Source organism: Anaerolinea thermolimosa (assembly GCF_001050195.2).
Classification (GTDB): Bacteria; Chloroflexota; Anaerolineae; order Anaerolineales; family Anaerolineaceae; genus Anaerolinea; species Anaerolinea thermolimosa.
In genome coordinates this window covers 357,446-384,366 of record NZ_DF967966.1, presented here as the reverse complement: position 1 = coordinate 384,366, position 26,921 = coordinate 357,446, and the positions used below count along the sequence as shown (strand labels likewise).

The 26,921-nt window shown below is 58.2% G+C and carries 22 protein-coding genes and 1 CRISPR repeat array; of the genes, 17 read left to right on the top strand and 5 right to left on the bottom strand.

The features are described from left to right. The first annotated feature begins 6 nt into the window (after positions 1-6). From ATHL_RS17160 to ATHL_RS17090, 15 genes are all read left to right on the top strand, one after another. Positions 7-927, top strand: coding sequence for a PDDEXK family nuclease (locus ATHL_RS17160; protein WP_062196272.1), 921 nt, complete (start codon positions 7-9; stop codon positions 925-927). Next, the gene (gene csx15, locus ATHL_RS17155; RefSeq protein WP_062196270.1) at positions 924-1,307 is read left to right on the top strand and encodes a CRISPR-associated protein Csx15; all 384 of its coding nucleotides are present in this window, start codon (positions 924-926) and stop codon (positions 1,305-1,307) included. Before ATHL_RS17160 ends, csx15 begins: the two co-directional genes overlap by 4 nt. Before the next feature lie 30 nt (positions 1,308-1,337). Continuing rightward, entirely contained in the window at positions 1,338-2,807 is a 1,470-nt protein-coding gene (gene cas8a1, locus ATHL_RS17150) for a type I-B CRISPR-associated protein Cas8b1/Cst1 (protein ID WP_062196268.1), read from the top strand. Between the two features lie 21 nt (positions 2,808-2,828). Next, positions 2,829-3,908, top strand: coding sequence for a type I-B CRISPR-associated protein Cas7/Cst2/DevR (gene cas7i / locus ATHL_RS17145; protein ID WP_062196266.1), 1,080 nt, complete (start codon positions 2,829-2,831; stop codon positions 3,906-3,908). Positions 3,909-3,922: 14 nt separating this feature from the next. Then, entirely contained in the window at positions 3,923-4,642 is a 720-nt protein-coding gene (gene cas5 / locus ATHL_RS17140; RefSeq protein ID WP_062196264.1) for a CRISPR-associated protein Cas5, read from the top strand. A gap of 8 nt (positions 4,643-4,650) precedes the next feature. Beyond that, complete coding sequence (gene cas3, locus ATHL_RS17135) at positions 4,651-7,023, top strand: CRISPR-associated helicase Cas3' (RefSeq protein WP_162787791.1); 2,373 nt, start codon at positions 4,651-4,653, stop codon at positions 7,021-7,023. Continuing rightward, positions 7,020-8,006: a CRISPR system precrRNA processing endoribonuclease RAMP protein Cas6 gene (cas6, locus tag ATHL_RS17130; RefSeq protein ID WP_062196260.1), complete on the top strand. Its 987-nt coding sequence runs from the start codon at positions 7,020-7,022 to the stop codon at positions 8,004-8,006. Before cas3 ends, cas6 begins: the two co-directional genes overlap by 4 nt. A 19-nt stretch (positions 8,007-8,025) precedes the next feature. Next, positions 8,026-9,075, top strand: coding sequence for a CRISPR-associated endonuclease Cas1 (gene cas1, locus ATHL_RS17125; RefSeq protein WP_062196258.1), 1,050 nt, complete (start codon positions 8,026-8,028; stop codon positions 9,073-9,075). Positions 9,076-9,083: 8 nt separating this feature from the next. Continuing rightward, the gene (gene cas2, locus ATHL_RS17120; protein ID WP_062196338.1) at positions 9,084-9,347 is read left to right on the top strand and encodes a CRISPR-associated endonuclease Cas2; all 264 of its coding nucleotides are present in this window, start codon (positions 9,084-9,086) and stop codon (positions 9,345-9,347) included. 22 nt (positions 9,348-9,369) lie between these two features. Then, positions 9,370-9,981, top strand: a complete 612-nt coding sequence (cas4, locus tag ATHL_RS17115; RefSeq protein WP_062196256.1) for a CRISPR-associated protein Cas4 — start codon at positions 9,370-9,372, stop codon at positions 9,979-9,981. A gap of 159 nt (positions 9,982-10,140) precedes the next feature. Further along, positions 10,141-16,097: direct repeats of the CRISPR family, unit length 37 nt; unit sequence GTTGCACCCCCCTCGATCCGTTAGTGGATACTGAAAT. A 277-nt stretch (positions 16,098-16,374) separates the two neighbouring features. After that, complete coding sequence (locus tag ATHL_RS17110; protein WP_062196255.1) at positions 16,375-16,623, top strand: hypothetical protein; 249 nt, start codon at positions 16,375-16,377, stop codon at positions 16,621-16,623. 46 nt (positions 16,624-16,669) lie between these two features. Beyond that, on the top strand, positions 16,670-16,867 hold the full coding sequence (locus ATHL_RS17105; protein ID WP_062196253.1) for a hypothetical protein: 198 nt from the start codon (positions 16,670-16,672) through the stop codon (positions 16,865-16,867). 190 nt (positions 16,868-17,057) lie between these two features. Continuing rightward, on the top strand, positions 17,058-17,792 hold the full coding sequence (tmk, locus tag ATHL_RS17100; RefSeq protein ID WP_114679534.1) for a dTMP kinase: 735 nt from the start codon (positions 17,058-17,060) through the stop codon (positions 17,790-17,792). Further along, positions 17,792-18,481 (top strand): dTMP kinase, encoded by a 690-nt coding sequence (locus ATHL_RS17095; protein WP_062196251.1) that lies wholly within the window; start codon positions 17,792-17,794, stop codon positions 18,479-18,481. Before tmk ends, ATHL_RS17095 begins: the two co-directional genes overlap by 1 nt. Further along, a complete protein-coding gene (locus ATHL_RS17090) occupies positions 18,478-19,536 on the top strand; it encodes a CHAD domain-containing protein (protein WP_062196249.1) in 1,059 nt (352 codons plus the stop codon). Before ATHL_RS17095 ends, ATHL_RS17090 begins: the two co-directional genes overlap by 4 nt. A 12-nt stretch (positions 19,537-19,548) precedes the next feature. On the opposite strand, the gene ATHL_RS17085 is transcribed toward ATHL_RS17090, so the two are convergent. From ATHL_RS17085 to udk, 3 genes are all read right to left on the bottom strand, one after another. Continuing rightward, on the bottom strand, positions 19,549-20,907 hold the full coding sequence (locus ATHL_RS17085) for a M20/M25/M40 family metallo-hydrolase (protein ID WP_062196247.1): 1,359 nt from the start codon (positions 20,905-20,907) through the stop codon (positions 19,549-19,551). A 76-nt stretch (positions 20,908-20,983) separates the two neighbouring features. Then, on the bottom strand, positions 20,984-21,520 hold the full coding sequence (locus ATHL_RS17080; protein WP_062196246.1) for a VTT domain-containing protein: 537 nt from the start codon (positions 21,518-21,520) through the stop codon (positions 20,984-20,986). Further along, entirely contained in the window at positions 21,517-22,161 is a 645-nt protein-coding gene (udk, locus tag ATHL_RS17075) for a uridine kinase (protein WP_062196245.1), read from the bottom strand. Before udk ends, ATHL_RS17080 begins: the two co-directional genes overlap by 4 nt. 170 nt (positions 22,162-22,331) lie before the next feature. Here udk and ATHL_RS17070 point away from each other — a divergent pair, with 170 nt between their 5' ends. Next, positions 22,332-23,489, top strand: a complete 1,158-nt coding sequence (locus ATHL_RS17070) for a diguanylate cyclase (RefSeq protein WP_062196243.1) — start codon at positions 22,332-22,334, stop codon at positions 23,487-23,489. A gap of 16 nt (positions 23,490-23,505) precedes the next feature. On the opposite strand, the gene ATHL_RS17065 is transcribed toward ATHL_RS17070, so the two are convergent. Continuing rightward, positions 23,506-24,270 carry an alpha/beta hydrolase gene (locus ATHL_RS17065; RefSeq protein WP_062196242.1) on the bottom strand — a complete coding sequence of 255 codons (765 nt, stop codon included), beginning with the start codon at positions 24,268-24,270 and terminating at the stop codon, positions 23,506-23,508. Positions 24,271-24,306: 36 nt separating this feature from the next. Next, positions 24,307-25,302, bottom strand: a complete 996-nt coding sequence (locus tag ATHL_RS17060) for a zinc-dependent alcohol dehydrogenase family protein (RefSeq protein ID WP_062196240.1) — start codon at positions 25,300-25,302, stop codon at positions 24,307-24,309. Between the two features lie 160 nt (positions 25,303-25,462). On the opposite strand from ATHL_RS17060, the gene ATHL_RS17055 reads away from it, so the two are divergent. Further along, a complete protein-coding gene (locus ATHL_RS17055; protein ID WP_062196238.1) occupies positions 25,463-26,917 on the top strand; it encodes an MFS transporter in 1,455 nt (484 codons plus the stop codon). Positions 26,918-26,921: the final 4 nt, after the last annotated feature.

Below are 26,921 nucleotides of genomic sequence, written 5' to 3'. Positions count from 1 at the left end.
GTGCCCATGATTCTTCTCTGCCTTGCTGGTGAACAGCCCATCCCCAACCTGCTGCCGGCGCGCTACCACAACCCGGCGCAGACCTTCATCGCCCACACCTCGCTGGAAGCCTCGAAGAAGAGTGCCAGACGCCTCGCCGGATTGATGGGCAACACCCGCCTGTTTTCGGTGGGTGACGGCTACCATATTTCCCGCATCCTGGAAGCGCTTTACCGCGAGATGGGTGAGCCTGAAGATGAAGTGGTGGTCAACGTGACCGGCGGCACCAAACCGATGATGCTGGCGGCGTTCGAACTGGCGCGCCAGCGCCGCTACCCGGTGGTCTATTACCAGACCGAAGGGCCGCGCGGGCGCGATCAAAAGAGCACACTCTACCGCTATCGTTTCGACGAACAACGTGAACTGCACCTCGAAGAGGGCTACCCCCGCGAACTGCCCGCACTGATCACCCTGGATGATTACCTCAAAGCCCACCTGGATGGATATCATTACAATACCAAGGAAACTGACGGAAAGCCGCTGGAAGATGCCGTTGCGAAAGCCCTGAAGCCGCATGTAGATGAGATCAAACAGAGTGTGGTGCCCGACGGGGTGAAAGATCAGGTAGAAATCGACCTGCTGGTGCGCTGCGGTAATCATGTGGGCGTCTTCGAAATCAAGACCGGCGGTACGGGGAGCGATAAGCACGCCATAGATCAGCTCACCACCATGGCGGCCCGCGAGTACCTGGGCACCTATGCCGCGCGCTTCATGGTGACCCAGGCCTCGATGGAGGAGCGTTACAAAGCGCTGGCAACCGCCCTGCGGGTGAGGGTCATCGAATTGAAGGAGTACTATCCCGGCAAACCCCTCAGCCAGAAGGACCAAAACCGTTTGTTTCAAACCGTATCGGAAATTCTGCCCACCCATCAGGAGCCAAAGCGATGATTCTGGTCAACTTCTCGCACCCCCTCTCTGCCGACCAGATAGAACAACTGCAAAACTTGCTCGGTGCGCCCATTGAACGCACCATCGAGGTGCACAGCCAGATTGAGCCAGGCCAGCCCCTCGGCCCGCAGGTGAGCGCCATGGTAGACCGGGCTGGTCTGACTCAGGAAGAATGGGAGCATGCCCCCCTGTTGATCAACCCGCCCTCGCTCAACTTCAGCGCCACAATGCTCATCGCTGAACTGCACGGCAGGATGGGCTACTTCCCGGCGTGTGTGCGTTTACGCGCGGTGAACGGCGCCATCCCGCCGCGCTTTGAGGTGGCCGAGGTGCTCAACCTGCAATCCCAGCACGAAGCCGCCCGCCGCCGCAGGGCATGAGTTTGTCTTTTTTTCTAGAAGGGGATGCCTATGCCTGAAATGTCTTTTTCTCCCCCTGATTACACCGGTCACCCTCTGTTAGATGTGGGGCTGGCCACTCTGACCGCCTTTGCCGGGAAGAAACACCCCACCCTGCTGACAGAGGAAGACCTGCACAACGCGGGGCGCTACATCCGCGAAAACTACATCGTAGACCCGCTGAAGTCCTTCCTTAATGTGGCCTTTCCCAATTCGGGGTTTACCAATCCCGCTTTTGAAAAGCAACCCGAAAAACGCCACCGATATGCAGAAATTGTTTCCGGCGCTTTTGCCGCGCCAGCCGGAGAGGAACGTGATCCACTTACCGGTTTACCGGCAACGATGCTGGTTCTCAAGCCAGATGGCAATTTACCCCCCGGGCGCACCTATCGCCAGCACGTGCCTCTGCTCACCGGGGAGGATGTGATTAACTTCCATCCCTACGGCGAGGCGGGCATTCCCCTTTCGGGCATCAGCCTGCTGGCGTTCCAGATGCTCCCCATGGGGTGCGCCAAGGTGAGCGGCAAACTGCTGGCGGTGCACAGCAATGACCCCGACCTTCTGCTTTCCTTTGCCAGAACCTTCCTCAAAGCCAATTTACAGGGGGTGGTCACAGCACGCGCCGGCGGTGAGAAAAAACTGCCCGATACCAGCCCGCATCGCGCCCGCACGGTGCTGATCGAGCATCTGCTCGAAGCCGAAAAGGAGCGCACACGCCAGGAGAAGGAAAACGGCAGGCTTGCGCCCACCCTGACCGGCTACTACTTTACCAACAGCGGGCAGGGCGCCGAGCTGGATATCTATCCCCTGCCGCTGGAGGTGGGCGTATTTTTGAGGGAGGTGATGCATAATGACCTGCTGAAGCCCGATTGGGAGGCGCTCACCGCCCGCGGCTGGCAGTTAACCCGCAAAGAGGGCGAGACCCCGCGCTACAACCGCCTCTATGAAGACCTCTTTACCCTGCCCGAGGGAGCTCCGCGTTTCATCCGTCTGTACTTCCTCCGCAAGCCATCCCATCAGAGAACGGATAAACAGGACCCCACGTTGACCTATGACACCCGCCGCGAAGTTGATTTGATTTCGTGGCAGCTGACCCAGCTCTTTCTCAGGAAGGTGATGCTTATGGAAGATTCCCGTGTTCAATCCATTCGCGAACTGGGCGATGCCCTTGCCCAGTACATTCTTGACCGCAATGATCGCAGCGTGTTCAACGGCTTCTGGATGGCGCGCAATTATGGCGAACTGCGCGCAGTGCTTATCCGCGCTTCTGCCGCCGAGGTACGTGCAGGGCGCAAGCCGCTGATCAACCTCGATCAGTTCCTGGCCATTTTCGAGCAGTCCGAGGGCATCCCCAACAGCGATTGGCGCCTTGGACGCGACCTGGTGCTCATCCGTCTGCTCGAACAGTTGTATCAGAAAGGCTGGCTCCAGGCACATGCCGAAGAACTGCCCGAAGCCGCACCCGAAGAAGAAAACCTGTAATGTCATCTCAAGGAGGGATCCATGTCTTTTGTCACCGGTTTACTCTTGATTGACGCTCCCGCGTCTGCGTTGAACAACCTGGGTAACATGCCCGGGAGTATGACTGAAAATGTGGTCGGGGTGAAGCACATCCCCACCCGCGAGGGGAATTATCCCTATGTTTCTGCCCAGGCCTTTCGCTACTGGCTGCGCACCACACTGGAGCAGGGCAACTGGGGCTGGAAAGCCGCGCCGGTCTTCCGCGAATCCAAGATCGCCTACACCGACGCCAACCCCATTCTCTACTGGGATGATGATCTGTTCGGCTACATGCGCGCCCCCTCGAAGAAAACCGAAGCCGCTAATGCTCGCGAATCCAGCGGTCTGGTAGCCGAGGGCACCCTCACTGCCGAAACCGTGACCCGCGTCTCGCCCTTCCGCGTCAGCACGCTGGTTTCCATTGCGCCGGTGCGCCTGGTAGAGGATTTTGGCACCATGTCGCGCCAGGAAGGCAACCCCGTCCCGCACGGGCATCAGTTCTACCGCGCCACCCTGCAGGGGCTTCTTTCGCTTGATTTGCACGCCGCCGGTACCTTTACCTACGCCGAGCGCACCGGCTACCTCAACCTGGATGAGACACGCCTCAAACTGGCGCGTGAAATGGCACTGGAGCATCTGGCAAAGGACAAAGCCTACCGCCTGCCGCTCAAGGAACGGCTTACCCGTGTTCATGCGTTGCTGGAAGGGCTGGCAGAACTGGGCGGCGGCGCCAAACAGGCTTTGCACTATACCGATGTCAGCCCCGATATTCTTGTACTGGCGGTCACCCGCGGCGGCAACCACATTTTCGGGCACATCATCGGGGCCCAGGGAGAACGCCCGGTGCTTAACCTGCCTGCCCTGCAAGAAGCTCTGGATGTCAACCGCGAGGATATACTTTCCGATGTGTACATGGGCTGGGTGCGCGGCTATCTCGACGCCGAGCGCGAGAAGCTGGAAGCCGCTCTGGGCGAAGGCGGTTTGCTGGCCCATTGGAAGGATCGCATTCACCTCATCCATCCGCGCGAAGCCTGCCAGCGGCTGGCACAGGAGTTGGAGGCGCACCCGGACTGGATGCAGTAAACGGAGGGTGCACCATGCGCGCACTCAAAATTGTTGCCGAAGGGCTGACCGCCTCTTTCCGTTACCCCCACTTCATGATGGGCGTTCAGCCTACTTTCGAGATGCCCCCGCCTGCCACGCTCTACGGGCACGTCGCCAGCGCCCTGGGCGAGTGGTTCGATCCACAGGGTGTGCGTTTTGCCGTGCGTTTCGAGTTCCGCCGCAAACAGGCGGATATTGAGACCACTTACCTGCTCACCCCTGCCACCGGCAAGATGCCCGGCGACAAATCCCTGCCAAAGGCATTGGAGGGCAACCCCAACCCCTTCCAGCGCGAGATTCTCTATTTTCCGCGCCTCACCCTCTACCTCAATCGCCCCGAATGGCTGGAGGCGTTCTGTCACCCGCGTTATGCGGTTTGCCTTGGCCGCTCGCAGGACTTATTTACCTACCGCAGGGTGGAGGTGGTAGAGCTTCAGCCCGCCGATCAGGTGGTGCTGGAGCGCACCCTTCTGCCCTATGACTACGCGGCCTACACGGCTGCCGGGCAGGCCGTGTTGATGCCCCGCTGGCTGGATTATCATAACCGCCGCTACCCGGCTTTTGAGCGTTATGTTGTCCTGCACCGCCGTGTGCGCACGCGTGAGTTCACCCGCTACACGGGTCAGCCTGCGCTTGAGCCCTGGTGGGCAGATCCCAGCGAACCGGCGGTGGATGGAGATTATCCCGGAGTGGTGTGGCTTTCGTGGGTATGACCATGAATATGCCCCGTGTTCCCGAAGGCTTAGCCCACCTGTGGGCAAAAAGCCCGGTGGCGGCTCACCGAAAGGCGCAGACGCTGGCAGAGCACACCTGGGAGGCGCTGATGCGTCTGAGCGAACTGGCGCATCAGCGCCCCGACCTGCCCGCTCTCAGCGGGCAACCACGCCTGTGGCATTTGCTTTTCTGGACGGTTTTCCTGCACGACTGGGGCAAGGCCGCGCAGGGCTTTCAGCGCCTCTTGCGCGGCAAAGAGCGCCGCTGGCCGTTCCGCCATGAGGTGCTCTCTCTGGCATTTGTAGATTGGGTCACCGCCGACCTCTCCCGCGAAGAATCGACCTTTCTGGCAGCAGCCATTGCCACCCACCACAAGGACTTTGATGACATTGAAGATTATCTGGATGAGCATGATCCCGATCTCGACCCGCTGACTTTCATGCTGAAGGAAATTACCCGCGAGGATGCCACCGCGCTCTACCGCTGGATCGCAACCTGTGCCGAACACTGGGTGGATGCGCTGGAGATGCGCCCTCTGGGGGTCACCTGCCCTGTCTTGCCGCCGCTGGAACAGGCCTTGAACGGATTGACCCCGCAGGCGATTCGCCGTCATTTGCACCGCATGGAACGCTACCTGCGTGAGTGGGAGGAAACTCCCCCCTCTGCAGAAAACCTGCGTTTGGGCATTTTCCTGCGCGGGCTGGTTTTGCAGTCCGACCATCTGGCTTCGGCAGGCTGGGGGGCTTTACCCGACCCGCGCCTGGAAGCGAATGCCATCTTACAAACGCTGGGGTTATCCCGCCGTCGTCTATACGCACACCAGCGTACTGCTGCCAGTGTCGGTGGACACGCCATGCTGCTGGCGCCCACCGGCACCGGCAAGACCGAAGCCGCTCTTCTGTGGGCGGTAAATCAGCGTCTGCCGCGCCTGTTTTACACCCTGCCCTATCAAGCCAGCATGAACGCCATGTACGACCGGCTCACGCGTATCTTTCCCGAACAGGTTGGGCTTTTGCACGGGCGCAGCACCATGGCGCAGTTCCAGCGACTGATGGAACAATCTTACGCTCCCGAAGAAGCGGCAAAACTGGCCCAGTTGCTTCATAACCGCTCCGGGCTGGCCTACTACCCGGTGCGTGTCTTCAGCCCCTATCAACTGCTCAAAGCCGCCTTTCAGCTCAAAGGCCACGAGGCCCTGCTGAGCGATTTTACCGAAGCCGCATTTGTCTTTGACGAGATTCACGCCTACGAACCGGATCGGCTGGCGATGATTGTATCTACGATGGGGTTCCTGGCACGTACCTGCGGGGCGCGTTTTCTGGTCATGTCGGCAACTTTGCCTGCCCCTCTCCGCGCCGCCCTGGAAGACACCCTGGGGCAGGTCACTTCCATCCATGCTTCCCGGCGCTTGCTGGCGGGGTTGCGCCGCCATCGCCTCTTTCTGGCCGATGGTGATTTGCTGGACGAGAAAAACCTGAATCAGGCCCTTGAAGAAGCCCGCCAAGGGCGGCGGGTGCTGGTAGTATGCAACACAGTCCGACGCGCCCAGCAGGTATGGCTGTGGATGCGTGACCACCTTCCCCCTGAAATTCCCTTTTTCCTGCTTCACGGACGCTTTACCGGCCACGACCGCGCCCGCAAAGAACGCGAGATGCTTCAGGCGGCAGGGCTGAACCCGACGGATCATCGCCCGCTGGTGCTGGTTGCCACCCAGGTAGTGGAAGTGAGCCTGAACCTTGATCTGGATGTGCTTTTTTCTGACCCCGCTCCGCTGGAAGCCCTGCTGCAGCGCATCGGGCGCATCAACCGCCTCGGCAGGCGGGAACTGGCGCCCGTGTACGTCTTTCGCGGCGCGGACGAGGTCTTCCGCCGTGTTTACCGCCCTATTGAACAGGTCACTCATACCCTGGAAGTGCTGGAAGAACACTTTGCCGCCTCTCACGGGAAAGGTGTGGTGCTGGATGAACGCTCTCTGCCCCGGTGGCTGGATGCCATATACACTGGAGCAGTGCTCGACGCCTGGCAGAAAGAGTACCGGCGCGCGGCACAGGAATTTCAGCGCATTTTTCTGGATTCTCTGCAACCTTTTCGCTCGAACCAGACCCTGGCCGCGCAGTTCGATCGCCTCTTCGACAGCACCGAAGTTCTCCCAGAGTCGCTCTACGACGACTACCTCACCCTGCGCGACAGCGACCGCGCTCTCGAAGCCGACAGCCTGCTGGTGCCGCTTTCGTGGGGGCTTTACGCCATGCTGGTACAGCGCCATGCCCTGGTGGAGGGAGAGCGCGGCTTTCCGCCCGTTGTCCGCCTGCCCTATCGAGAAGATCTCGGCCTCGATCTCGAAGCAAACCCTGCCATGGAGGATGATCAGGAAGAATGACCCCATTCCCTCTTACCTTTACCCGTTTGCGTTTTGAGTGTGTCACAGAGACCCCCCTGCGCCTGGGAGGGTGGCGCGCCGGCAGCAACCTGCGCGGCGCCCTGGTAGATGTCATGCGCCGGGCTACCTGCGCTTACAGTGTCCCCTCGGTGCCGGGCCAAAAGGTCTCTATCGATGCAGAACATATTGCGCATTGCCCGGTGTGCTGGCTGGTGGCCGCACACGAGAAGCCAGGGGTAGAACGCCGGGGTTACATCCTCACCCCGCCGGTGGAAGCGCCTTCGGTGCTCATGCCGGGTGAGCGTTTTGCCTTTCACCTCACCCTCTTCGGAGAAGCCCGGCGCTTTTTACCTTACTTCGTCCTGGCCGTGCCAGAAATGGGCCTGGGCGGGGTAGGTGCAGGGCGGGGGCGCTTCCGTCTGCGCCGTGTGGTGGCCGAGTTCCCCGGCGGGCGTGAAGAAGAGGTGCTCCCTGAGGGCGAGCAGGTGCTGCGCCTGCCCGAACAGCCCGCAACCCACGCCGACCTGCTCAGCCAGGCCGGGCAGTTCAGCCGCCGCTGGCGTGATGGGGGCGTTGCTTCGCTTGGGCTCGAATTTCTGACCCCACTCCGCCTCATCTGGAATGAAGAGCTGGTAAAAGCCCCGGATTTCTCCATCTTCTTTAACCGCCTGCTGGAGCGGGTAGATGAGCTGGCCATGCAGTTTTCGGGCGGCGAACACCGCCCCTTGGAAGAACGCACCCGCCTGCAAAACCTGGCGCGCGAGGTGCGCATGATCGAAAACCACACCCGCTGGGTCGAGGTCTCCAGCGGCTCCAGCCGCACTGGCTCAAAAACCTGGATCAGCGGGCTGGTCGGAAGCGCCCGTTATGCTGCGCCGGTTTCGGCATGGGAAGAACTGCTGCCGTGGTTGCTGTGGGGAGAAGTGGTGCAGGTAGGAAAAGACACCGTGAAAGGCAACGGCGTCTTCCGCCGCGCGGGTTAACCACCAGAAGGGAGCAGAAATGGGGATCATCCAGCATCTGGTCGTGGACGAATTTGGCGCTTTCATCGGCAAGCACAGCGAGCGGCTCATTATCTCCGTGGGAGAAGAGAAACGCCTTCAGGCGCCGCTCATGCACCTCGAATCGGTGGTCATTGCCAGCCAGGGGGTGAGCATCAGCGCCGATGCCGTGCAGGAATGCACCGAACGCGGCATTCCTATTTTCTTCGTCAGCCCCAGCGGCTCGCCTTACGCCACCCTCTACAGCGCCGCACTCACCGGCACCATCGCCACCCGCCGCGCTCAGCTGGAAGCCTACCACCACCGCCGGGGGCTGGAGCTGGCCCTGGCGCTGGCCAGCGGAAAACTGCAGAACCAGGCCAACTTCCTGAAATACCTGAGTAAAAACCGCAAAGAAAGCCAGCCTGCCCTCTACGAAGAACTGCGCCGCTGCGCCGCCGAAGTGCTCGACGAACAGCTGGCCCTTGAACGCCTTCGCCGCTCGCCTGAAGTTCAGGAAGCAAAGCTAACCATGGACGACCTGCGTCTGTCCATCCTGGGCATCGAGGGCCGCGCCGCGCAACGCTACTGGGACGCCATCCGCCAGACCATCCCCGAAAAATACGCCTTCCCGGGGCGCGTCGGGCGCGGCGCTACCGACCCGGTCAACGCCGCCCTCAATTACGGATACGGCATCCTTTACGGCCAGGTAGAACGCGCCATCGTGCTGGCCGGGCTCGACCCCTACGCCGGATTTTTGCACGTCGACCGCCCCGGCAAACCCAGCCTCACCCTCGATTTTATCGAAGAATTCCGCCCCACTGTGGTCGACCGCACCATCCTCGGGCTGGCCAACAAAGGCATGGAATTCAAGCAGGATGATAAGCACCTCCTCACCCTCGAAACCCGCCGCACCATTGCCGAAAAAGTGCTTGAGCGCCTGGATAGCCTCATTCCCTTCAAGAGCAAACGCTTCCCCATCCGCGGGGTGATCCAGATGCAGGCCCGCCACATGGCCACCTTCCTGCGCGGAGAGCGCGAAGCCTACATCCCCTCCGTACTGCCCTGGTGACCTTCTGTATGGAGAAAACCCCCAACCTGATCCTGATCTATGATATTCCCAACGATCGTAAACGGAGCAAAATTGCCGACGTCTGCCTCGATTACGGCCTGGACCGCATCCAGTTCAGCGCATTTACCGGCTGGCTGTTGCCCGGGAAACAACAGGAACTGTTCGTCAAAATCCGGCGCATCCTGGGGAAAAGCCCCGGCAATGTACAGCTGGTGCCCGTCTGTGCCGAGGACTGGCGTAAGCGCCGGGTGATCGACCAGAAACCAGACTGAGCCGAAAGGAAGAAGCCCCGCCATGCTGGACCCTTACGAAGAAATTATGGAGTTCCCATTCCGGGTGACCGATCTGAAGCAGTGGGCTTACTGTCCGCGCATTCTTTATTACCTGGTCTGCCTGCCCGATGTTCAACCCCGCACCTACCTCATGGATGTGGGGAAGGAAGTGGGAGAAGAAGAAGCCCGGCGCGAAATCCGCCGCTCTCTGCGCGCCTACCGCCTGACGGAGGGAAGACGCGAGCTGGACGTGCCCGTGCGTTCCTCAAAATGGGGACTGCGCGGTAAGGTGGACCTTGTCATCTGGGTGGATGAGCCAGCACCCGGCGAGGTGATCCCGGTTGATTTTAAGTTTTCTCACCGCGCGGGGGAGCACTTTAAACTTCAGCTCGTGGCGTACGGGATGCTCCTGGAAGAAATGAGCGGTAAACCCTCCCGCCGTGGTTTTCTGGTCGAAATTCCCCTGCGGCGTGCCGTAGAAGTTCCCTTCACCCCGGCTTTGCGTGAGAGGGTGCAAGAAATCCTCGATCAGATGCGGGGCGTACTGGAAAGTGAACGCATGCCGCCGCCTACCACCCAGCTTCAGCGGTGCGTCTCCTGCGAATTCCGCCGGTTTTGCAACGACCGTTTGTAAACGAGACTCTTTTCGCAAATCTCCCCGGTTTTTAAGCAAAAAACGGTTTGCGAAAACTGCTCCGCCCCCCCCGAGCAGTACCCCTGCAGAATGGCCTTAAAATGCCCGCAGAGCCCCGAAAATGGATGTATAATAGGTTTTGAGGTGCGAAAATACGCGGTTGCACCCCCCTCGATCCGTTAGTGGATACTGAAATACGACGGGCAAGGAATACGCTTACGAGCTGGTCAACGTTGCACCCCCCTCGATCCGTTAGTGGATACTGAAATATCTCTTCAAATTTTCCGCACTTGCTACAAATTACGTTGCACCCCCCTCGATCCGTTAGTGGATACTGAAATATTATCGGACGATCAAGTCTTCTTCCATAACGCCGGTGTTGCACCCCCCTCGATCCGTTAGTGGATACTGAAATTTCGCGTTCTCTGTCAGGCATGTCCTCGTACGGGTCAGTTGCACCCCCCTCGATCCGTTAGTGGATACTGAAATCGAATCTGATCCAGCTTCTCATGCACCGCGCTCAAGTTGCACCCCCCTCGATCCGTTAGTGGATACTGAAATACAAAACCGCAACGATCGCGGCTCCGGTCAGCGAAGTTGCACCCCCCTCGATCCGTTAGTGGATACTGAAATTCCTCACAGGCTATCCAGGCATCACCAACATCCAGCAGTTGCACCCCCCTCGATCCGTTAGTGGATACTGAAATGCAACGTCACGGCGGCATCTGGGAACTGAGCACGGGTTGCACCCCCCTCGATCCGTTAGTGGATACTGAAATCCCAGGCGTAATTGTGCGTCCGCGCTCCGCTCCCGCTGTTGCACCCCCCTCGATCCGTTAGTGGATACTGAAATGCGAATGATGTTGATGTCCTTCTGCCCGCGGCAGGGTTGCACCCCCCTCGATCCGTTAGTGGATACTGAAATGGATCACATTCAGATCGCGTTGCCCGCGGCAGGCGTTGTTGCACCCCCCTCGATCCGTTAGTGGATACTGAAATTCAGACGATTCGAATGATCAAGTCTTGCGACTATAGGTTGCACCCCCCTCGATCCGTTAGTGGATACTGAAATTGTTTGGCCAGCGCATGCATGGATACGACTGCCAGGTTGCACCCCCCTCGATCCGTTAGTGGATACTGAAATATGGACGGGCTGACCGAAGACAATTGGAACGGGCTGTTGCACCCCCCTCGATCCGTTAGTGGATACTGAAATTCATTTGCAGTGTATGTAACCGGCTGACCGTCTTTTCGTTGCACCCCCCTCGATCCGTTAGTGGATACTGAAATGGTAAGCCACCGGCGGGGCTGGTCATTGATTGGAAGTTGCACCCCCCTCGATCCGTTAGTGGATACTGAAATGCTTTTTGAATATTCATTCAAGCGTTTCCAGAATGGTTGCACCCCCCTCGATCCGTTAGTGGATACTGAAATATACAACCGCAGCAGCGCTCGCGCCGCTTTGCGCTTTGTTGCACCCCCCTCGATCCGTTAGTGGATACTGAAATGCGATACAAGGCGATAAGTTTGCGCGCCAGTTCGCGGTTGCACCCCCCTCGATCCGTTAGTGGATACTGAAATGGGACATTCCTGCACCATCAGGCGCAGGAGCGGATTTGTTGCACCCCCCTCGATCCGTTAGTGGATACTGAAATGAAAAAACAAATAAAACTCCCCCCGGGGTGTACACCCGTTGCACCCCCCTCGATCCGTTAGTGGATACTGAAATCTCTCTCTTTGTAACTTGCCAGTGACTAGCATTTTCTGTTGCACCCCCCTCGATCCGTTAGTGGATACTGAAATGCGGCTGGGCCCATCCTGGACAGTCGAACCGGCCGGGTTGCACCCCCCTCGATCCGTTAGTGGATACTGAAATCTACTAGAGGATCCGTGGGAAGCGGCGGCGCGGGGGGTTGCACCCCCCTCGATCCGTTAGTGGATACTGAAATGCTTGAGCGGGTGGTAGTTCACCTCGCCCACAAGGATGTTGCACCCCCCTCGATCCGTTAGTGGATACTGAAATGTACGCCTGTTCGACACTATGCTGCCCGACTTCAAGGTTGCACCCCCCTCGATCCGTTAGTGGATACTGAAATCCAGATTCCGGTGGCTACCATCCGGAGAGGTGACGTTGCACCCCCCTCGATCCGTTAGTGGATACTGAAATTCTACGTACTTAAGGACTTTTTTACAGTCCATACAATGTTGCACCCCCCTCGATCCGTTAGTGGATACTGAAATATACCCGATTTCCATCCTCAACATGCACCGCTTCAGGTTGCACCCCCCTCGATCCGTTAGTGGATACTGAAATACGACGGGCAAGGAATACGCTTACGAGCTGGTCAAGTTGCACCCCCCTCGATCCGTTAGTGGATACTGAAATTCAGGTCTTCAATGTTCAATGTCTGAGCCCCTGTCGTTGCACCCCCCTCGATCCGTTAGTGGATACTGAAATTTTGAGAATGGTTTCCACATTACTCGCCCCCTTGCAGTTGCACCCCCCTCGATCCGTTAGTGGATACTGAAATCTTGTAACATTAACATAATTATCACCCATTCCATGCGTTGCACCCCCCTCGATCCGTTAGTGGATACTGAAATATCATCGCAGGCTACCCAGGCATCGCCGGTTTCCAGGTTGCACCCCCCTCGATCCGTTAGTGGATACTGAAATGATTTTTAGCATACCTCCCCCCACCTATGGTGGTTAGTTGCACCCCCCTCGATCCGTTAGTGGATACTGAAATAACGTCTGTGTGATATGGTGGAATTATCCACCGTCTTTGTTGCACCCCCCTCGATCCGTTAGTGGATACTGAAATGTTTTTTTGATTATATCGCGCGCGTTTGCCTGTCAAGTTGCACCCCCCTCGATCCGTTAGTGGATACTGAAATGTAACCCAGGGTTGAATACTAGACAGCTTAAAATCAAGTTGCACCCCCCTCGATCCGTTAGTGGATACTGAAATAAAGCGCCGGAGTCGCGGTCGGCGTCCAATCCGCTTGGTTGCACCCCCCTCGATCCGTTAGTGGATACTGAAATACCCGTCAAACTGAAACCGGTCGGCAGGTTGAAAGTCGTTGCACCCCCCTCGATCCGTTAGTGGATACTGAAATAGTATGATAAGGCTTTTGCTTCATTCAGTTTCCCGAGTTGCACCCCCCTCGATCCGTTAGTGGATACTGAAATTGACATAACGTATCCTCTCGGAAAGACGCTCCAGCAGTTGCACCCCCCTCGATCCGTTAGTGGATACTGAAATCGTTGACGTCCGCGAGACCGGAGGTGATCACCTCCGGTTGCACCCCCCTCGATCCGTTAGTGGATACTGAAATTTATTCAGCAAGAGCCTCTGGCTGGTGTTTTGGTTGTTGCACCCCCCTCGATCCGTTAGTGGATACTGAAATGGATGCAGGTTAAGGTACGCACCGGGGGTGCATGGGTTGCACCCCCCTCGATCCGTTAGTGGATACTGAAATACCGATTCAGCGTAAACGCTCCATTCGTTCACCGACGTTGCACCCCCCTCGATCCGTTAGTGGATACTGAAATGAAGCGCGGCTTCGGGAGGTGTACGGGGTGGTGAAGGGTTGCACCCCCCTCGATCCGTTAGTGGATACTGAAATGAAACACGGCCCTGGGCTGGATTGGTCGGGGATACGTTGCACCCCCCTCGATCCGTTAGTGGATACTGAAATCGAACGCCCCGCTGGTAGATGTCCCAAAACCAATTGTTGCACCCCCCTCGATCCGTTAGTGGATACTGAAATTATAATTATATTTGCGCGACTCTGGATCGATGCCGCAGTTGCACCCCCCTCGATCCGTTAGTGGATACTGAAATTTCGCATATGTCGTATATGGCAAACGCTTCCATCTCCGTTGCACCCCCCTCGATCCGTTAGTGGATACTGAAATACCACCAGCCCGTTTTCCATCGACTTGATGACCAGTCCGTTGCACCCCCCTCGATCCGTTAGTGGATACTGAAATTTGGCGAAGGGTGCCTGACCGCCGGGAGCGGTCCATTTGTTGCACCCCCCTCGATCCGTTAGTGGATACTGAAATTCATAGACAAGATCAAGGATGGCGATGAGAACAGTGGTTGCACCCCCCTCGATCCGTTAGTGGATACTGAAATTCCCCAGCCCCGAAATCGCGCAAACGGGCTCAGAGCGTTGCACCCCCCTCGATCCGTTAGTGGATACTGAAATTTTTTCGGTAGTGGGGCGGTGTTGTTGAACCGGACGTTGCACCCCCCTCGATCCGTTAGTGGATACTGAAATTTATCAACAATCATTCGCGTGTAATTGATGCGCACGTTGCACCCCCCTCGATCCGTTAGTGGATACTGAAATAATTCTATCTACATGTCGCTGCTGGACTTACTCGGTGTTGCACCCCCCTCGATCCGTTAGTGGATACTGAAATTGGCACACGGCTTATCTCATGCAGAGCTTGTCGTAGTTGCACCCCCCTCGATCCGTTAGTGGATACTGAAATATTTTGATCAGCGAGTTGCTCTCGTTCGAGAGCAAGTTGCACCCCCCTCGATCCGTTAGTGGATACTGAAATGCTGAAGGCGGGGAATATGTCATCGGGGTGGACGTGTTGCACCCCCCTCGATCCGTTAGTGGATACTGAAATAGTTGCTTTCCCAGGGCAAGGATGCGCGAGGGTTCTTGTTGCACCCCCCTCGATCCGTTAGTGGATACTGAAATCGTAGATTGTCTGGATTGTCAGCAGACCTCACCCACAGTTGCACCCCCCTCGATCCGTTAGTGGATACTGAAATCACTTCGTCTACTACCACATCCCAGGCGTCTAGGTTGTTGCACCCCCCTCGATCCGTTAGTGGATACTGAAATAGTTTTTTCGTCCCTCACCACCCAAGGCGCGTGACGGTTGCACCCCCCTCGATCCGTTAGTGGATACTGAAATCATTGTAATGTCTGTGTTTGTTTTCAATGTATTTTTGTTGCACCCCCCTCGATCCGTTAGTGGATACTGAAATTTATGCAGGCATTGCGCGAGGGGCGCATCTTAGAAGGTTGCACCCCCCTCGATCCGTTAGTGGATACTGAAATTCAAGTCTTGGTTGGACTGCGCTCGCGCCGGATCTTGTTGCACCCCCCTCGATCCGTTAGTGGATACTGAAATGATTTTCGGGTTGGCATCCGGTATGTCAGATAGATCGGTTGCACCCCCCTCGATCCGTTAGTGGATACTGAAATTGTATTCAGCTTCAGAGATAATCCTTTTTTTGTAAGTTGCACCCCCCTCGATCCGTTAGTGGATACTGAAATGCGACGTAATCTCGACGAGCTACGTCCCGAATATCGGTTGCACCCCCCTCGATCCGTTAGTGGATACTGAAATCTCTACGCGATTTTGTATGCGTCAGCGTATATATCTCGTTGCACCCCCCTCGATCCGTTAGTGGATACTGAAATGCGCTTGACGCGCATCAGTGACGGGGCTGGCGGATGGTTGCACCCCCCTCGATCCGTTAGTGGATACTGAAATCCGGTCTCGACAAGAGAGTAGGGGGCTATCTTTTCAGTTGCACCCCCCTCGATCCGTTAGTGGATACTGAAATAGCAGCGTCTGTACAGCTGCGCGGTCAATTCTGTTCGTTGCACCCCCCTCGATCCGTTAGTGGATACTGAAATGCTTGAATGTCCATCAGGCGGATTTTGGCAGCGGCGTTGCACCCCCCTCGATCCGTTAGTGGATACTGAAATGGAAATCAATCTGGAGCGTGTATTTGTAGGTTGACTGGTTGCACCCCCCTCGATCCGTTAGTGGATACTGAAATTTAGGAAGGATGTAACCGGATTGCCGTTGCTTTCGGGTTGCACCCCCCTCGATCCGTTAGTGGATACTGAAATCGGACACCTCACCGTCTGGGGCGGTGAGGGACACCGAGTTGCACCCCCCTCGATCCGTTAGTGGATACTGAAATACTGTAATCAAGTAAAGCGTGAGATCTCCGCGTTTCTGTTGCACCCCCCTCGATCCGTTAGTGGATACTGAAATTAACGTTGCAGTCCATCGCGGGCTTGGGCTGGCTGTGTTGCACCCCCCTCGATCCGTTAGTGGATACTGAAATGCGTTGCGCTCGAGTGTCGAAAACCAGGCGCCACTTACCTGCAAGGGACTGATGACGGGGAGCCTGTCCGTCCGGGCGCTTTTTCTTTTCTGCGGTACAAATAGCATTCCCTGGATCGATACGTAGATCCCAAGTTGTTTGTTTTCTGTTATAATATGAATATATGGGGGTTAGACAGGTCTCGCTCGCTCCGTTCATGGATGCTGAAACCACAGCGAGCCCATAAACAGCCGCCTCATCTATCCTGTCTTGAAAACATAAACCAGGTGAGAACAACATGTTTGACAAAGCAGCCAAGGCGGTCCAGTGGACGATCGGCATTATCTTTCTCATTTTCTGGATGTTTGTGGTAATCCTTGCTTTTCCGTACATTGCCATGCCGGCCCTGGTAGTCGGGCTGGTCATTTCCGGGCTGATTGCAGGCGAGTTCACTCTGGATGACCTGAAACCGAAGGAGGTGAAGAAGAAAGAGGAAGAGGAAAACTGGATGTCGGATTGGGACGAACCGCAAGACTGGAGCTTTTGACAGGGATGGATTGTCTTCGACAAAAACAAAGCACAGGGAGGAAAACATGAACAACACAGAAGAACTGCCATATGAAGCGATTTGTGCCCTTTGCGGTCAATTGTTCGAGATGGAGAAGCGGCCCGAGCCTAGCGTGCTATACGCCTGCAAGGACTGCACGCCGCCCAAAGAGGAAGACTTTTCAGGCTTCCTGGAGCTGGGCGACCTGGACGATCCGAGCGAATCGGACGATCTGGAGAAATAGCAGGAAGGGCGGGTTTTCGGCCCGCCCCGATTCTGGTTTGAACCCTCACCCGAACACCGGAGATCAGAAAAAACATCGGTAAAGCCTGCTTCTTCGGAATCCCGGCCTCTTCACCCACTTTTTTCCTTCTCACCAAATGCTATAATATAGATACGCTAAGTCAATCATCTTTTTGAAAAAGAGGCCTTCTGTGCTCCATCCGCAACCCTATCACGGAAAGCTGATCATCGTCGAGGGCATCGACGGCAGCGGAAAATCCACTCAAATTGACCTGCTCGTCAAGTGGCTTACCGCGCAGGGCCGCACGGTATACTTCAGTGAGTGGAACTCCTCGGAGCTGGTTAAATCGACCACCCGCCTGGCCAAAAAAGAGAAGCTCTTCACCCCCACCACCTTCAGCCTGCTTCAGGCTACCGATTTTGCCGACCGCTGGGAAAACTACATGCTCCCCATGTTAAAGGCCGGCGCGGTAGTGCTGGCTGACCGCTACGCTTTCACCGCCTTTGCCCGCGATGTGGCCCGCGGGGTCGATCCTCTCTGGGTGCGCAACCTCTATTCCTTCGCCCCCCAGCCCGACCTGGCGCTCTACTTCCGCGTCCCCCTCGAAGTGGCCATCTCGCGCATCCTCTCCGCGCGTGCCAAGATCAAATACTATGAGGCTGGCATGGACCTTGGGCTTTCGGAAGACAAGGTGGAGAGCTTCACTCTCTTCCAGAAACGCATCATGGAAGAGTACGAACGCATGATCGAAGAGTTCAACTTCACCGTCATCAACGGCACCCAGCCCATCCAGGCCCAGCAGAAGCAAATTCGCGCCCTGGTGCGGCGCGTGCTCAACGGCTGGGAAGGACTGCCCAACCCCATGGCCGCCGCCGGTAAGAACAAAAAGCGTCAGAAAAAACAGAAAACCCGGGAGGTAGCCTGATGACCGCCGTCTCTTTCTACGGTGCGGGGTTTCCCTACCGCAACATCGATTCGCTCCCCGGCTGTCTCATCGTCCTCGAAGGCACCGACGGCGTGGGGCGCTCTACCCAGATGGCCCTTCTACGCCGCTGGCTGGAAGATGAAGGCTTTGCCGTTTCAGATACCGGCCTGCGCCGTTCCACGCTCACCCAGCCCGGCCTCGACGCGGCTAAAAGCGGCCACACCCTGGGGCGCCTCACCATGAGCCTCTTCTACGCCACCGATTTCGCCGACCGGCTGGAAAACAGCATCATCCCTGCCCTCAAGGCCGGTTTTTACGTGCTCTCCGACCGGTATTTCTACTCCATTGTCGCCCGCGATACCGTGCGCGGGGGCGACCCCGACTGGGGGCGCAAGGTGTACGGTTTTGCGCTCAAGCCCGATATTGTCTTCTACCTGCGCGCCAATCTCGACACGCTCATCACCCGCATGGCCAACGGGCGCGGCTTCAATTACTGGGAATCCGGCATGGATATGCGCTTCGCCGACAACCTCTTCGACAGCTTCTGCGTGTACCAGTCGCAGTTGATCGAAGAATTTGACCGCATGGCCGAGGAATACGGCTTCGTCACCATCGACGCCAACCGCCCCGTGCAGGACGTCTTCCACGATCTGTGCGCCCACATCCGCCAGCTGGTAAAGCCCGCATGACCTCTGGTAAGGATCAAGAGCTGTGCGCCTTTGGCGCGAGCGTTTTGCTCAAACACCTTCAGGCACTGGAAACCGAAATGCACGGCGTGCGTTCCGGGGGAGAGGATATTGAGTATATCCACCGCATGCGCGTGGCCACCCGCCGCCTGCGCGCCGCCCTGCCCCTGTTCGAGGCCTGCCTGCCCGCCCGCCAGCGCCCGATCTGGCTTAAGGAAATCCGCAAAATCACCCGCGCTATGGGCGCCGCCCGTGACGCCGACGTACAGCTGGCCCATTTGCAGACCTACGCCAGCACTCTGAACGACCCGCTCCAGCGGCGGGGTGTGGCACGCCTGTTGTTGCGCCTGCGCCAGCATCGCGAGTCGCTTCAGCCAGAGGTGCTCCATGCCCTCGATCGCTTCGCCGCCAGCGGCACCCTGCCCGTCATGCGCGCCGTGCTCGAGCCGATGGCCGCCGCATCCGTCGGGCCGCCCTTTTCTCACGCTCTGTACCGCCACGCCGCCGCCTCGATCCAGCCCCGCCTGGAAGCGTTCCTCTCCTACGATGCCATCGTGGCCCGGCCCGAAGCCGTGGCCGAACTCCATGCCATGCGCATCGCCGCCAAACATCTGCGCTACACCCTTGAGACCTTCAGCCCCCTCTACGCCAGCGGCCTCAAACCCTGGCTTACGGCCATCCGCCAGACGCAGGAAACGCTGGGAAACATCCACGATTGTGATGTTTGGGGGCAGTTCCTCCCGGTTTTCATCGAAGAAGAGCGCGCCCGGGTAATTGCCTTTTACGGCAACCCCCGTCCCTTCCGGCGGCTTCTGCCGGGCATCGAGGGCTACCTGGCCGACCGCACTGCCGAACGACAGCGCGCTTATGCCGGGTTTGTGGAACAGTGGAACGCATGGCAGCGCAGGAGGTTCTGGCAGCAGCTGGGAGAGGTCATCCACCAGCCCCTGCTGGAGGCTCACCGGCTCTACCCACCGCCCCCTGAGGTCACCCCGGAAGACGAAACAGGGGCGCCCTCATCCGACGAGAACGCCCCTGAAGATGCACCTTTACGGTGAGGTGCCTCCGCCTCAACCTCCAAACTGCCTCAGGATTCGGGCAATGTGCCGGGCGGCCTTCAGATACAAATCAATGCGCATATTTTCATTGGGGGCGTGCGCCTGCCCTCCCGGGTGCCCCGGCCCGGCGGTGACGATGGGCACATGCAATGTTTCCTGAAACACGTGGTTAGGCCCCGAGCCGCCCACCATGGGCACCACCTGCATTTTTACCCCGTAGGGCTCCTCGGCGGCGTCGACCACCAGCCTGACGAACGGGTCGTCAGGGTCGGTGACGGCGGGAGCCTCACCCCCCAGGAAGGTCACCTGCACGTCGCTGAAACCCTGTGCGTCGAGGTGGGCGCGGAGCAGGCGCAATACCTCTTCGGGAGTCTGGTCGGGCACCAGGCGGAAGTCCACTTTGGCGCTGGCCCTGGCCGGGAGAACCGTCTTTGAGCCAGGCCCCTGATAACCCGAGGTCAGCCCGCAGATGGTGCAGGTGGGCTCGTACACTTCGGCCAGGCGCAGTTCCTGCCCGCCCTGAAGCCCCCGCACAAACCCTTTGATGCCGTAACGGGTCCTGTATTCTTCCGCCGGGTCAGGCAGGGCCGCCATCAGCTCCTGCTCGCGCGGGGTAGGCGGGCGCACATGATCATAAAAGTGGGGAATGCGAATGCGCTCATCCGGGCCTTTAAGCGTGTTCAACGCCCAGACCAGCCGCCAGGCGGCATTGGGGAAAATCGAACCGCCCAGCCCCGAATGGACGTCCTGATTGGCCGTCTCTACGCTCAATTCGACATAGCAGATACCGCGCAGTCCCAGGTATTGAATCGGCACATCGCGAAAGTCCACCGTGCCAAACTCCCACACGCATCCATCCGCGCGGAGCAGGTCGGCATGTTCCCTGACGAAAGGCGCCAGATGCGCGCTGGAGGTTTCTTCCTCACCTTCGATGACCCACTTCACCGTGCAGGGCAATTCTCCCTCCGTTGCCAGCAGGGCATCGATGGCAAACAAACGGCTCATGATGGGCCCCTTGTCATCACTGACGCCGCGCGCATAGAGGTGCCCCTCGCGCAGGGTCGGCTCAAAAGGCGGGGTTTCCCACAATTCGAGCGGCTCAGGTGGCTGAACATCATAATGGTTGTAAAAGAGCACAGTCCGGTCACTGCGCCCTTTTCGCTCGGCAAAGACAATCGGAGCGCCGCCGGTAGGAAAGATCTCCACACTGAAGCCGCGCCTGCGCAACATGTCTGCCACCATCCCGGCGGTTTCGGTCAGCCCCCAGTTTTGCGCCGAAACGCTGGGCTGGGCGCAAAAACGCGATAACTCCGCAATCGACTCATTCAGATGGCTCTCCAGATAGGCATCGATGTGTTCCAGTGAAGCCATTCCCATAACCTCCTGTACGATTAAACATAACCCTGGAATGGATGGGGTTTCTGCCAGTCTTTCGGTGAGGAAAGGGTCAGGGAAACAGATGGAAAATTCCCATCCCGCCGTAGGCAAAGAGAAGCATCTTCCCCACCTTCCCCAGCCAGCAAAAGAGCAGGAAACGCCACAATTTCATTTTCAACGCCCCGGCGATCATCCCGGCCACGTCGAAAAGCGGGTTGGGGATGAAAGCCAGCACCAGCACGGTAACCTCACCATAACGGTGCATCCAGTCTTCCAGCTTACGGTGGATCTCGGTCTTTTCGACCACACCGCGCCCGCTGAACCCCGCCAGGTACCCCGAAAGCTCACCCAGGGCCGCCCCGCTCCCGGCTGCGAGCGCCACCCACAGCGGGTTGAACACCGCCCCCATCACCGAGGTGAAGAGCACCCCCGGCACCGGAAGGATCAGCGTGGCGCTGGAAAGCAGAGAAACCAGAAAAATCCCGGTATAACCCAGCCCTTCCAGCTGGCGCACCTGGTCTCGAAGCAGGTAAAGCGTAATCGAAAGGCCAACCACAAAAGTCAGCGCCAGAATGCGCAGGATCAAGGTGCGCCGGGAGCGGGTCATGCAGAAAGATGCTCCCTGCCCAGCAAGGCTTCGATCCGCGCTACCACCATGTCCAGCGCCACGGTATTCAGGCCGCCTTCAGGGATGATGATATCGGCATAGCGTTTGGTTGGCTCAACAAATTCGAGATGCATGGGGCGCACCGTCTCCAGATACTGACGGATCACCGACTCGGTGGTGCGCCCACGTTCCACGATATCGCGCTGTAAGCGCCGGATGAAGCGGATATCAGCATCGGTATCGACAAAAATTTTAACGTCGAACTCCGCCCGCAGGGCTGGCTCATAGAAAATGAGAATGCCCTCCACCAGAATGATGCGCCGGGGTTCAACATGGATGGTCTGGCTTGTACGGGTATGGTGGGCAAAATCGTACACCGGCACATCCACGGCTTCCCAGCATTTCAAGCGATGAATGTGCTCAATGAGCAGGTCGGTTTCCAGCGAATCGGGATGATCAAAATTAACCTTGAGGCGTTCTTCAAAGGGCAGGTGAGAAAGATCGCGGTAGTAAGCGTCGTGCGGCAGGCAGGCAATACGCTCGCGCCCGACACGTTTGAGGATCGTATCAACCACGGTGGTCTTTCCGGAACCAGTACCACCGGCAATCCCGATAACCAGAGGGGTGGGAGGGTTGGGCATACGTGAATTATAGCCCAGAACCCTTTCCTGAGAATCCTTTTAACCCATCTGACCTCTAAAAACCCGCGGCACCCGGTCTAGAAGACCAGGGGGAAAGTCCTTGACATATGCGAACATACATATATAATGATACATATAAGCATATATGTATGTCAAAAAGGAGTTTTCTCATGCCTCCCGATGAATTGACCGGCCTTCCGAGCCGCGGTGAGATTCTCACCCGACTGGAAAGCACCCTCTCACTGGCAAGCCAGCAGCACCACCCTCTCGCCATCCTCTACATCGATACAGACCGGCTTCTGAGCGTAAATTCCACCTACGGCCACCTGGCGGGCGACGCTTTCATCCACCATGTGGCGGGTGTGCTCTCAGAACACCTGCCCCCTCACGCCGACGCCGGTCGGATAGCCGGTGACGAGTTCTTGCTGGTTGCCAGCGGATTGTCTGCCGAGGAAGCCCTGACCCTGGCCGAGGCTATCCGGCGTGGCGTTGAGTCTCAGCCCTTGCACCTCACCCATCAAGAAAAGCCAGTCGATCTTCGCGTTAGCGTCACCATCGGTGTGGCCAGCTACCCCGCAGACGGCCCTTCCCTCACCGCCGAAGAACTCATCCGCCGCGCTTACGATGCGCTTCTGCGCGGTAAGGAAAGCGGCGGGAATGCCGTAGTCCTTTATTCTGCCCAGGAAGAGCGCGACGTGCTCACCGGCGTCCTCAAACGCGAAGCCTTGCTTGCGCGCTTTGCCCGTGCCCGGGAAGAAGCCGACCGGACACACGCTCCCATGGCTATCATCAACCTCGACATTGACGAATTCGACTCGATCAACCGGCAGTATGGGCGGTACACCGGCGACGAGGTGCTCCGCCGGGTTGGGCGTGTGCTGGCGAATAACTTTCGGGAGATGGGCTTCACCGGGCGTTACGCCGGCGATGAATTCGTCGTCGTCCTTCCTGACAGCCGCGCCGAAACCGCCTTCGTCCTGGCTGAAGAAGTGCGCCGGGCCCTCGAAGATACCCCCATCGACGTGCAGGTAGGCGAGCAGAAATTCCGCCTTACCATTCACATCTCCGGTGGGGTGGCCGAATATCCCTCCGATGGCAACGACTGGGAGAGCCTTTTCCGGCGCTCTGATGAGGCCCTTTTCCGCGCCAAGCGGCTCGGGCGCAACCGCATCTGCCTGCCCGTCAGCTCACAGATGGTCACCAAAACCAGCCATTACACCCAGACCCAGCTCGAAAAGCTGGCCGACCTGGCGAAAAAGACCGGGAAAACCGAAGCGCACCTCCTCCGGGAGGCGCTGGATGATCTGCTGCGCAAATACGAAAGTTGAGGTGGCGCGCCAGCGGTTAAAGCACCCGGCGCAGAAAATTCTCCACGTCTGTGATCACCGCGTCGATTTCACCATCGAGAAGCACCACGTGGCTGGAGTGTTCATAACAGTGCATTTCGCGAATCGCTGAAGACACCCCCTTCAGCACCATTTCTCCGGCCTGCGGATGAATGGTGGTGTCAAAACGCCCCAGCCCCACAAAGAGCGGCTGCTGGATGAGGGGCAACCTTGCCTGCAACGCCCGCTGCATCGCCAGCAGCTGCAACACCCCGCGCAGTGGGTTAACCCGATACCCCTGCCAGTTCTCCGAAGCATCCAACCCTCCCTTGGGCACACCCATCACCACGGGGGCAAGCAGGCGCAGCTGGAGCTGCCGCACCCACGTGAGGCGCAAACGGATGGCGGGGGCAAACGCCAGCACAGCCGCGGCCTCCGGGTGTTGCGTGGCCAGGTAAAGGGCAACCACCGCTCCCATCGACTCACCCCCCACCACCACTTTTTCGCACTCGCCCTGCAGCGCCCGATATGCCTGACCGGCGGTTTCCACCCAGTCCTGCCAGCGCACACGGTTGAGATCTTCGGGGCGGGTAGCGTGCCCCGGAAGGCATGGGCCGGCCACACTGTACCCGAGACGTGCCAGTCGTTCCGCCGCCGGGCGCACCTCGTAGGGGGTGGCCGTGAATCCGTGCAATAAAAGAATCCCCACCCGCCCACCTCGAAAGAAGATGGGATCGCTGTTGAGATGCGGGTTGTGCAGATGCGGGTTTAACGTTTCGGCCATGCTTTCCTTCCTTTCCAGCCCTCTTCAGCAGATTCCTCAACCACCCGGCAGAACGAGCACCTTCTTCACCCCTTCCGCTCCCTGCTCAATCAACTCACAACCGTGAACGAAGGCTTCCAGCGGCAGGCGGTGCGAAATGATATCATCCACCTTCAGGCGCCCACTTTGCAGCAACGCCACCGCCTGATAAGAGTTTCGCAGGGAGGTAAAGGAACCGTAAAGCGCCAGACCCTTACGGAACACCTTAAACGGCTCCAGGTTCATTTCCCGGCCCGACGGGGGCACCCCAAACCATAAAACCCGTCCGCCCGGACGCGCCAGATCAATACACCGGGCCATGACGGTCGGCACACCGGTGGCGTCGATGACGGCGTCATAACCATCGGGGGTCAGTTCGTCCAGGTTGGTAAAGGCTTCATCGGCACCGGCCTGACGGGCAAACGCCAGCCGTTCGGGGTTGCGCTCAGCCACCGCAATGTGCGTCACTCCCCAGAGGCGGGCAACCCGTAAAAGTTGAATGCCGATCGGCCCGGCCCCCAGCAGAGCTACCGACTCACCGGGGCGAAGGGATAGCTTTTCCAGGCCGTGGAGCACGCAGGAAAGCGGTTCCACGAAGGCCGCCTGTTCAAAAGGCAGATCGCCGATGGAAAAAACCTGCTTTTCCGGCACAGCCACATATTCTGCCATGCCCCCCGGCAGGGTTACCCCCACCGCCTGCCAGTTGCGGCAGAAGTTCTGGCGGTTGTGTAAACATTCGGGGCAATTATCGCAGGAAATGTTGGGTTCCACGGCCACCCGGTCTCCCACCCGAAAGCGCGAAACACCCTCGCCCACTTCCACAATGGTGCCCGAAAATTCATGCCCCGGGATCACCGGATACCCCCCCATATACTCCCCCCGCAAAATATGAAGGTCGGTGCCGCAGATGCCCGAAGCCGCCACCCGAATGAGCACCTCGCCCGCCCGCGGACGAGGTGTGGGGATTTCGATATATTCCGCATGATTGGGTTCAAGAATCTGGATGCATTTCATACCTTAAATTGAATCACCAATTGTTCGAGTGGTCAATGGAAAACCTGTTCCGAAACCTCGGAAGAGCCCCTCCTGGAAAGCTGGTGGCGGTGGGAGTATACTTGAGGTTGCCCTTGTTACCCGCCCACCCTGAAAAACCAAAGGGGTTATACATTTAATCATGGAGCAAAATCAGACCAACAACAAATGGCTGGCCATTACCGGTATCGGGCTGGGGGTCTTCATGGCCACCCTCGATTCCAGCATCGTCAACATCTCTCTGCCCACCCTCGTCGAGAGCTTTCATACCAATCTGGCGACCATCGAATGGGTGATTTTAAGTTATACCCTGGTGCTTACCTCGCTCATGCTTGGCGCCGCCCGCCTGGGCGACATGTTCAACAAGAAGAAGCTCTACCTGGGAGGGCTGACCGTCTTTGTCCTTGGCTCGTTTTTATGCGGCCTTGCTCCCAGCGCAAACTGGCTGATTGCCTTTCGCGCCCTGCAGGGATTAGGCGCAACTTTTATGCAGGCCCTCGGCGGGGCCATTGTGACCGAGATTTTCCCCTCCAGTGAGCGCGGACGGGCGCTGGGAGTGATGGGTAGCACGGTTTCGGTAGGCATCGCGGTGGGGCCACCCCTGGGAGGATTGCTGATCGGCCTGCTGGGATGGCGCTCGGTCTTCTGGGTGAACGTGCCGGTCGGCCTCTTCACCTGGTTGATCATCCAGCGCTTCGTCCCGCCCAGCACCATTCTTCGCCGCGGCCAGCGCTTCGACGCCGCCGGAGCACTCATCCTGTTCTTCGCGATGGGGTCGTATGCCCTGGGCATGACCCTCGGCCAGGATCAGGGCTTCCGAACGCTCCCGGTGCTCCTCCTGCTGGGGCTGGCCCTTGTGGGATTAACCGCATTTATCCTCGTGGAGCGGCGCACCACCCACCCCATGGTTGACCTGAGCCTGTTCCACAATCCACTGATCAGCGCCAATCTATTAATGGCCTTCCTGGTGTTCATCGTCCTTTCCGCCGGGTTCATCTTTCCCTTCCTGCTGCAAAATGTACTCGGGTATTCCACTGAAATGGTGGGCTTATTAATGATGGCCAATCCTATTGCCATGGGACTGGTAGCTCCCCTGGCCGGGTCTCTATCCGACCGCTTCGGCTCGCGGGTGATCAGCCTGGTGGGGCTTATCATCCTGGCGGGGGGGTGCCTGGGCATGAGCACCCTGCACCCCGGTGTCACTCCGCTCGGGATTATTCTGCGGCTCGTTCCACTGGGGGTGGGGATGGGTGTTTTTCAATCCCCGAATAACAGCGCCATCATGGGAGCCGCCCCGCGCGATCGGCTGGGTGTAGCCTCGGGGCTGGTCAGCCTTTCGCGTACCCTGGGGAGCACTACCGGCCTGCCCCTCATCGGTTCAATCTTCACCGCTCAGGTAATGGCTTTCGGGAATTTCCCCCCCGGCTTCGACATCACTACTGCTCCACCCTCCGCGTTGATCAGCGGAGTGGTCAACACCTATATGGTGGCTGTGTTTTTCATCCTCGCCTCGCTGGGGCTGGCCGTGTTTGCCTGGCAATTCGACCGCCGTCAAAAAGCCCTGGCATTGCAAAGTGAAGAAGCCCGCGGAGATTAAGCCC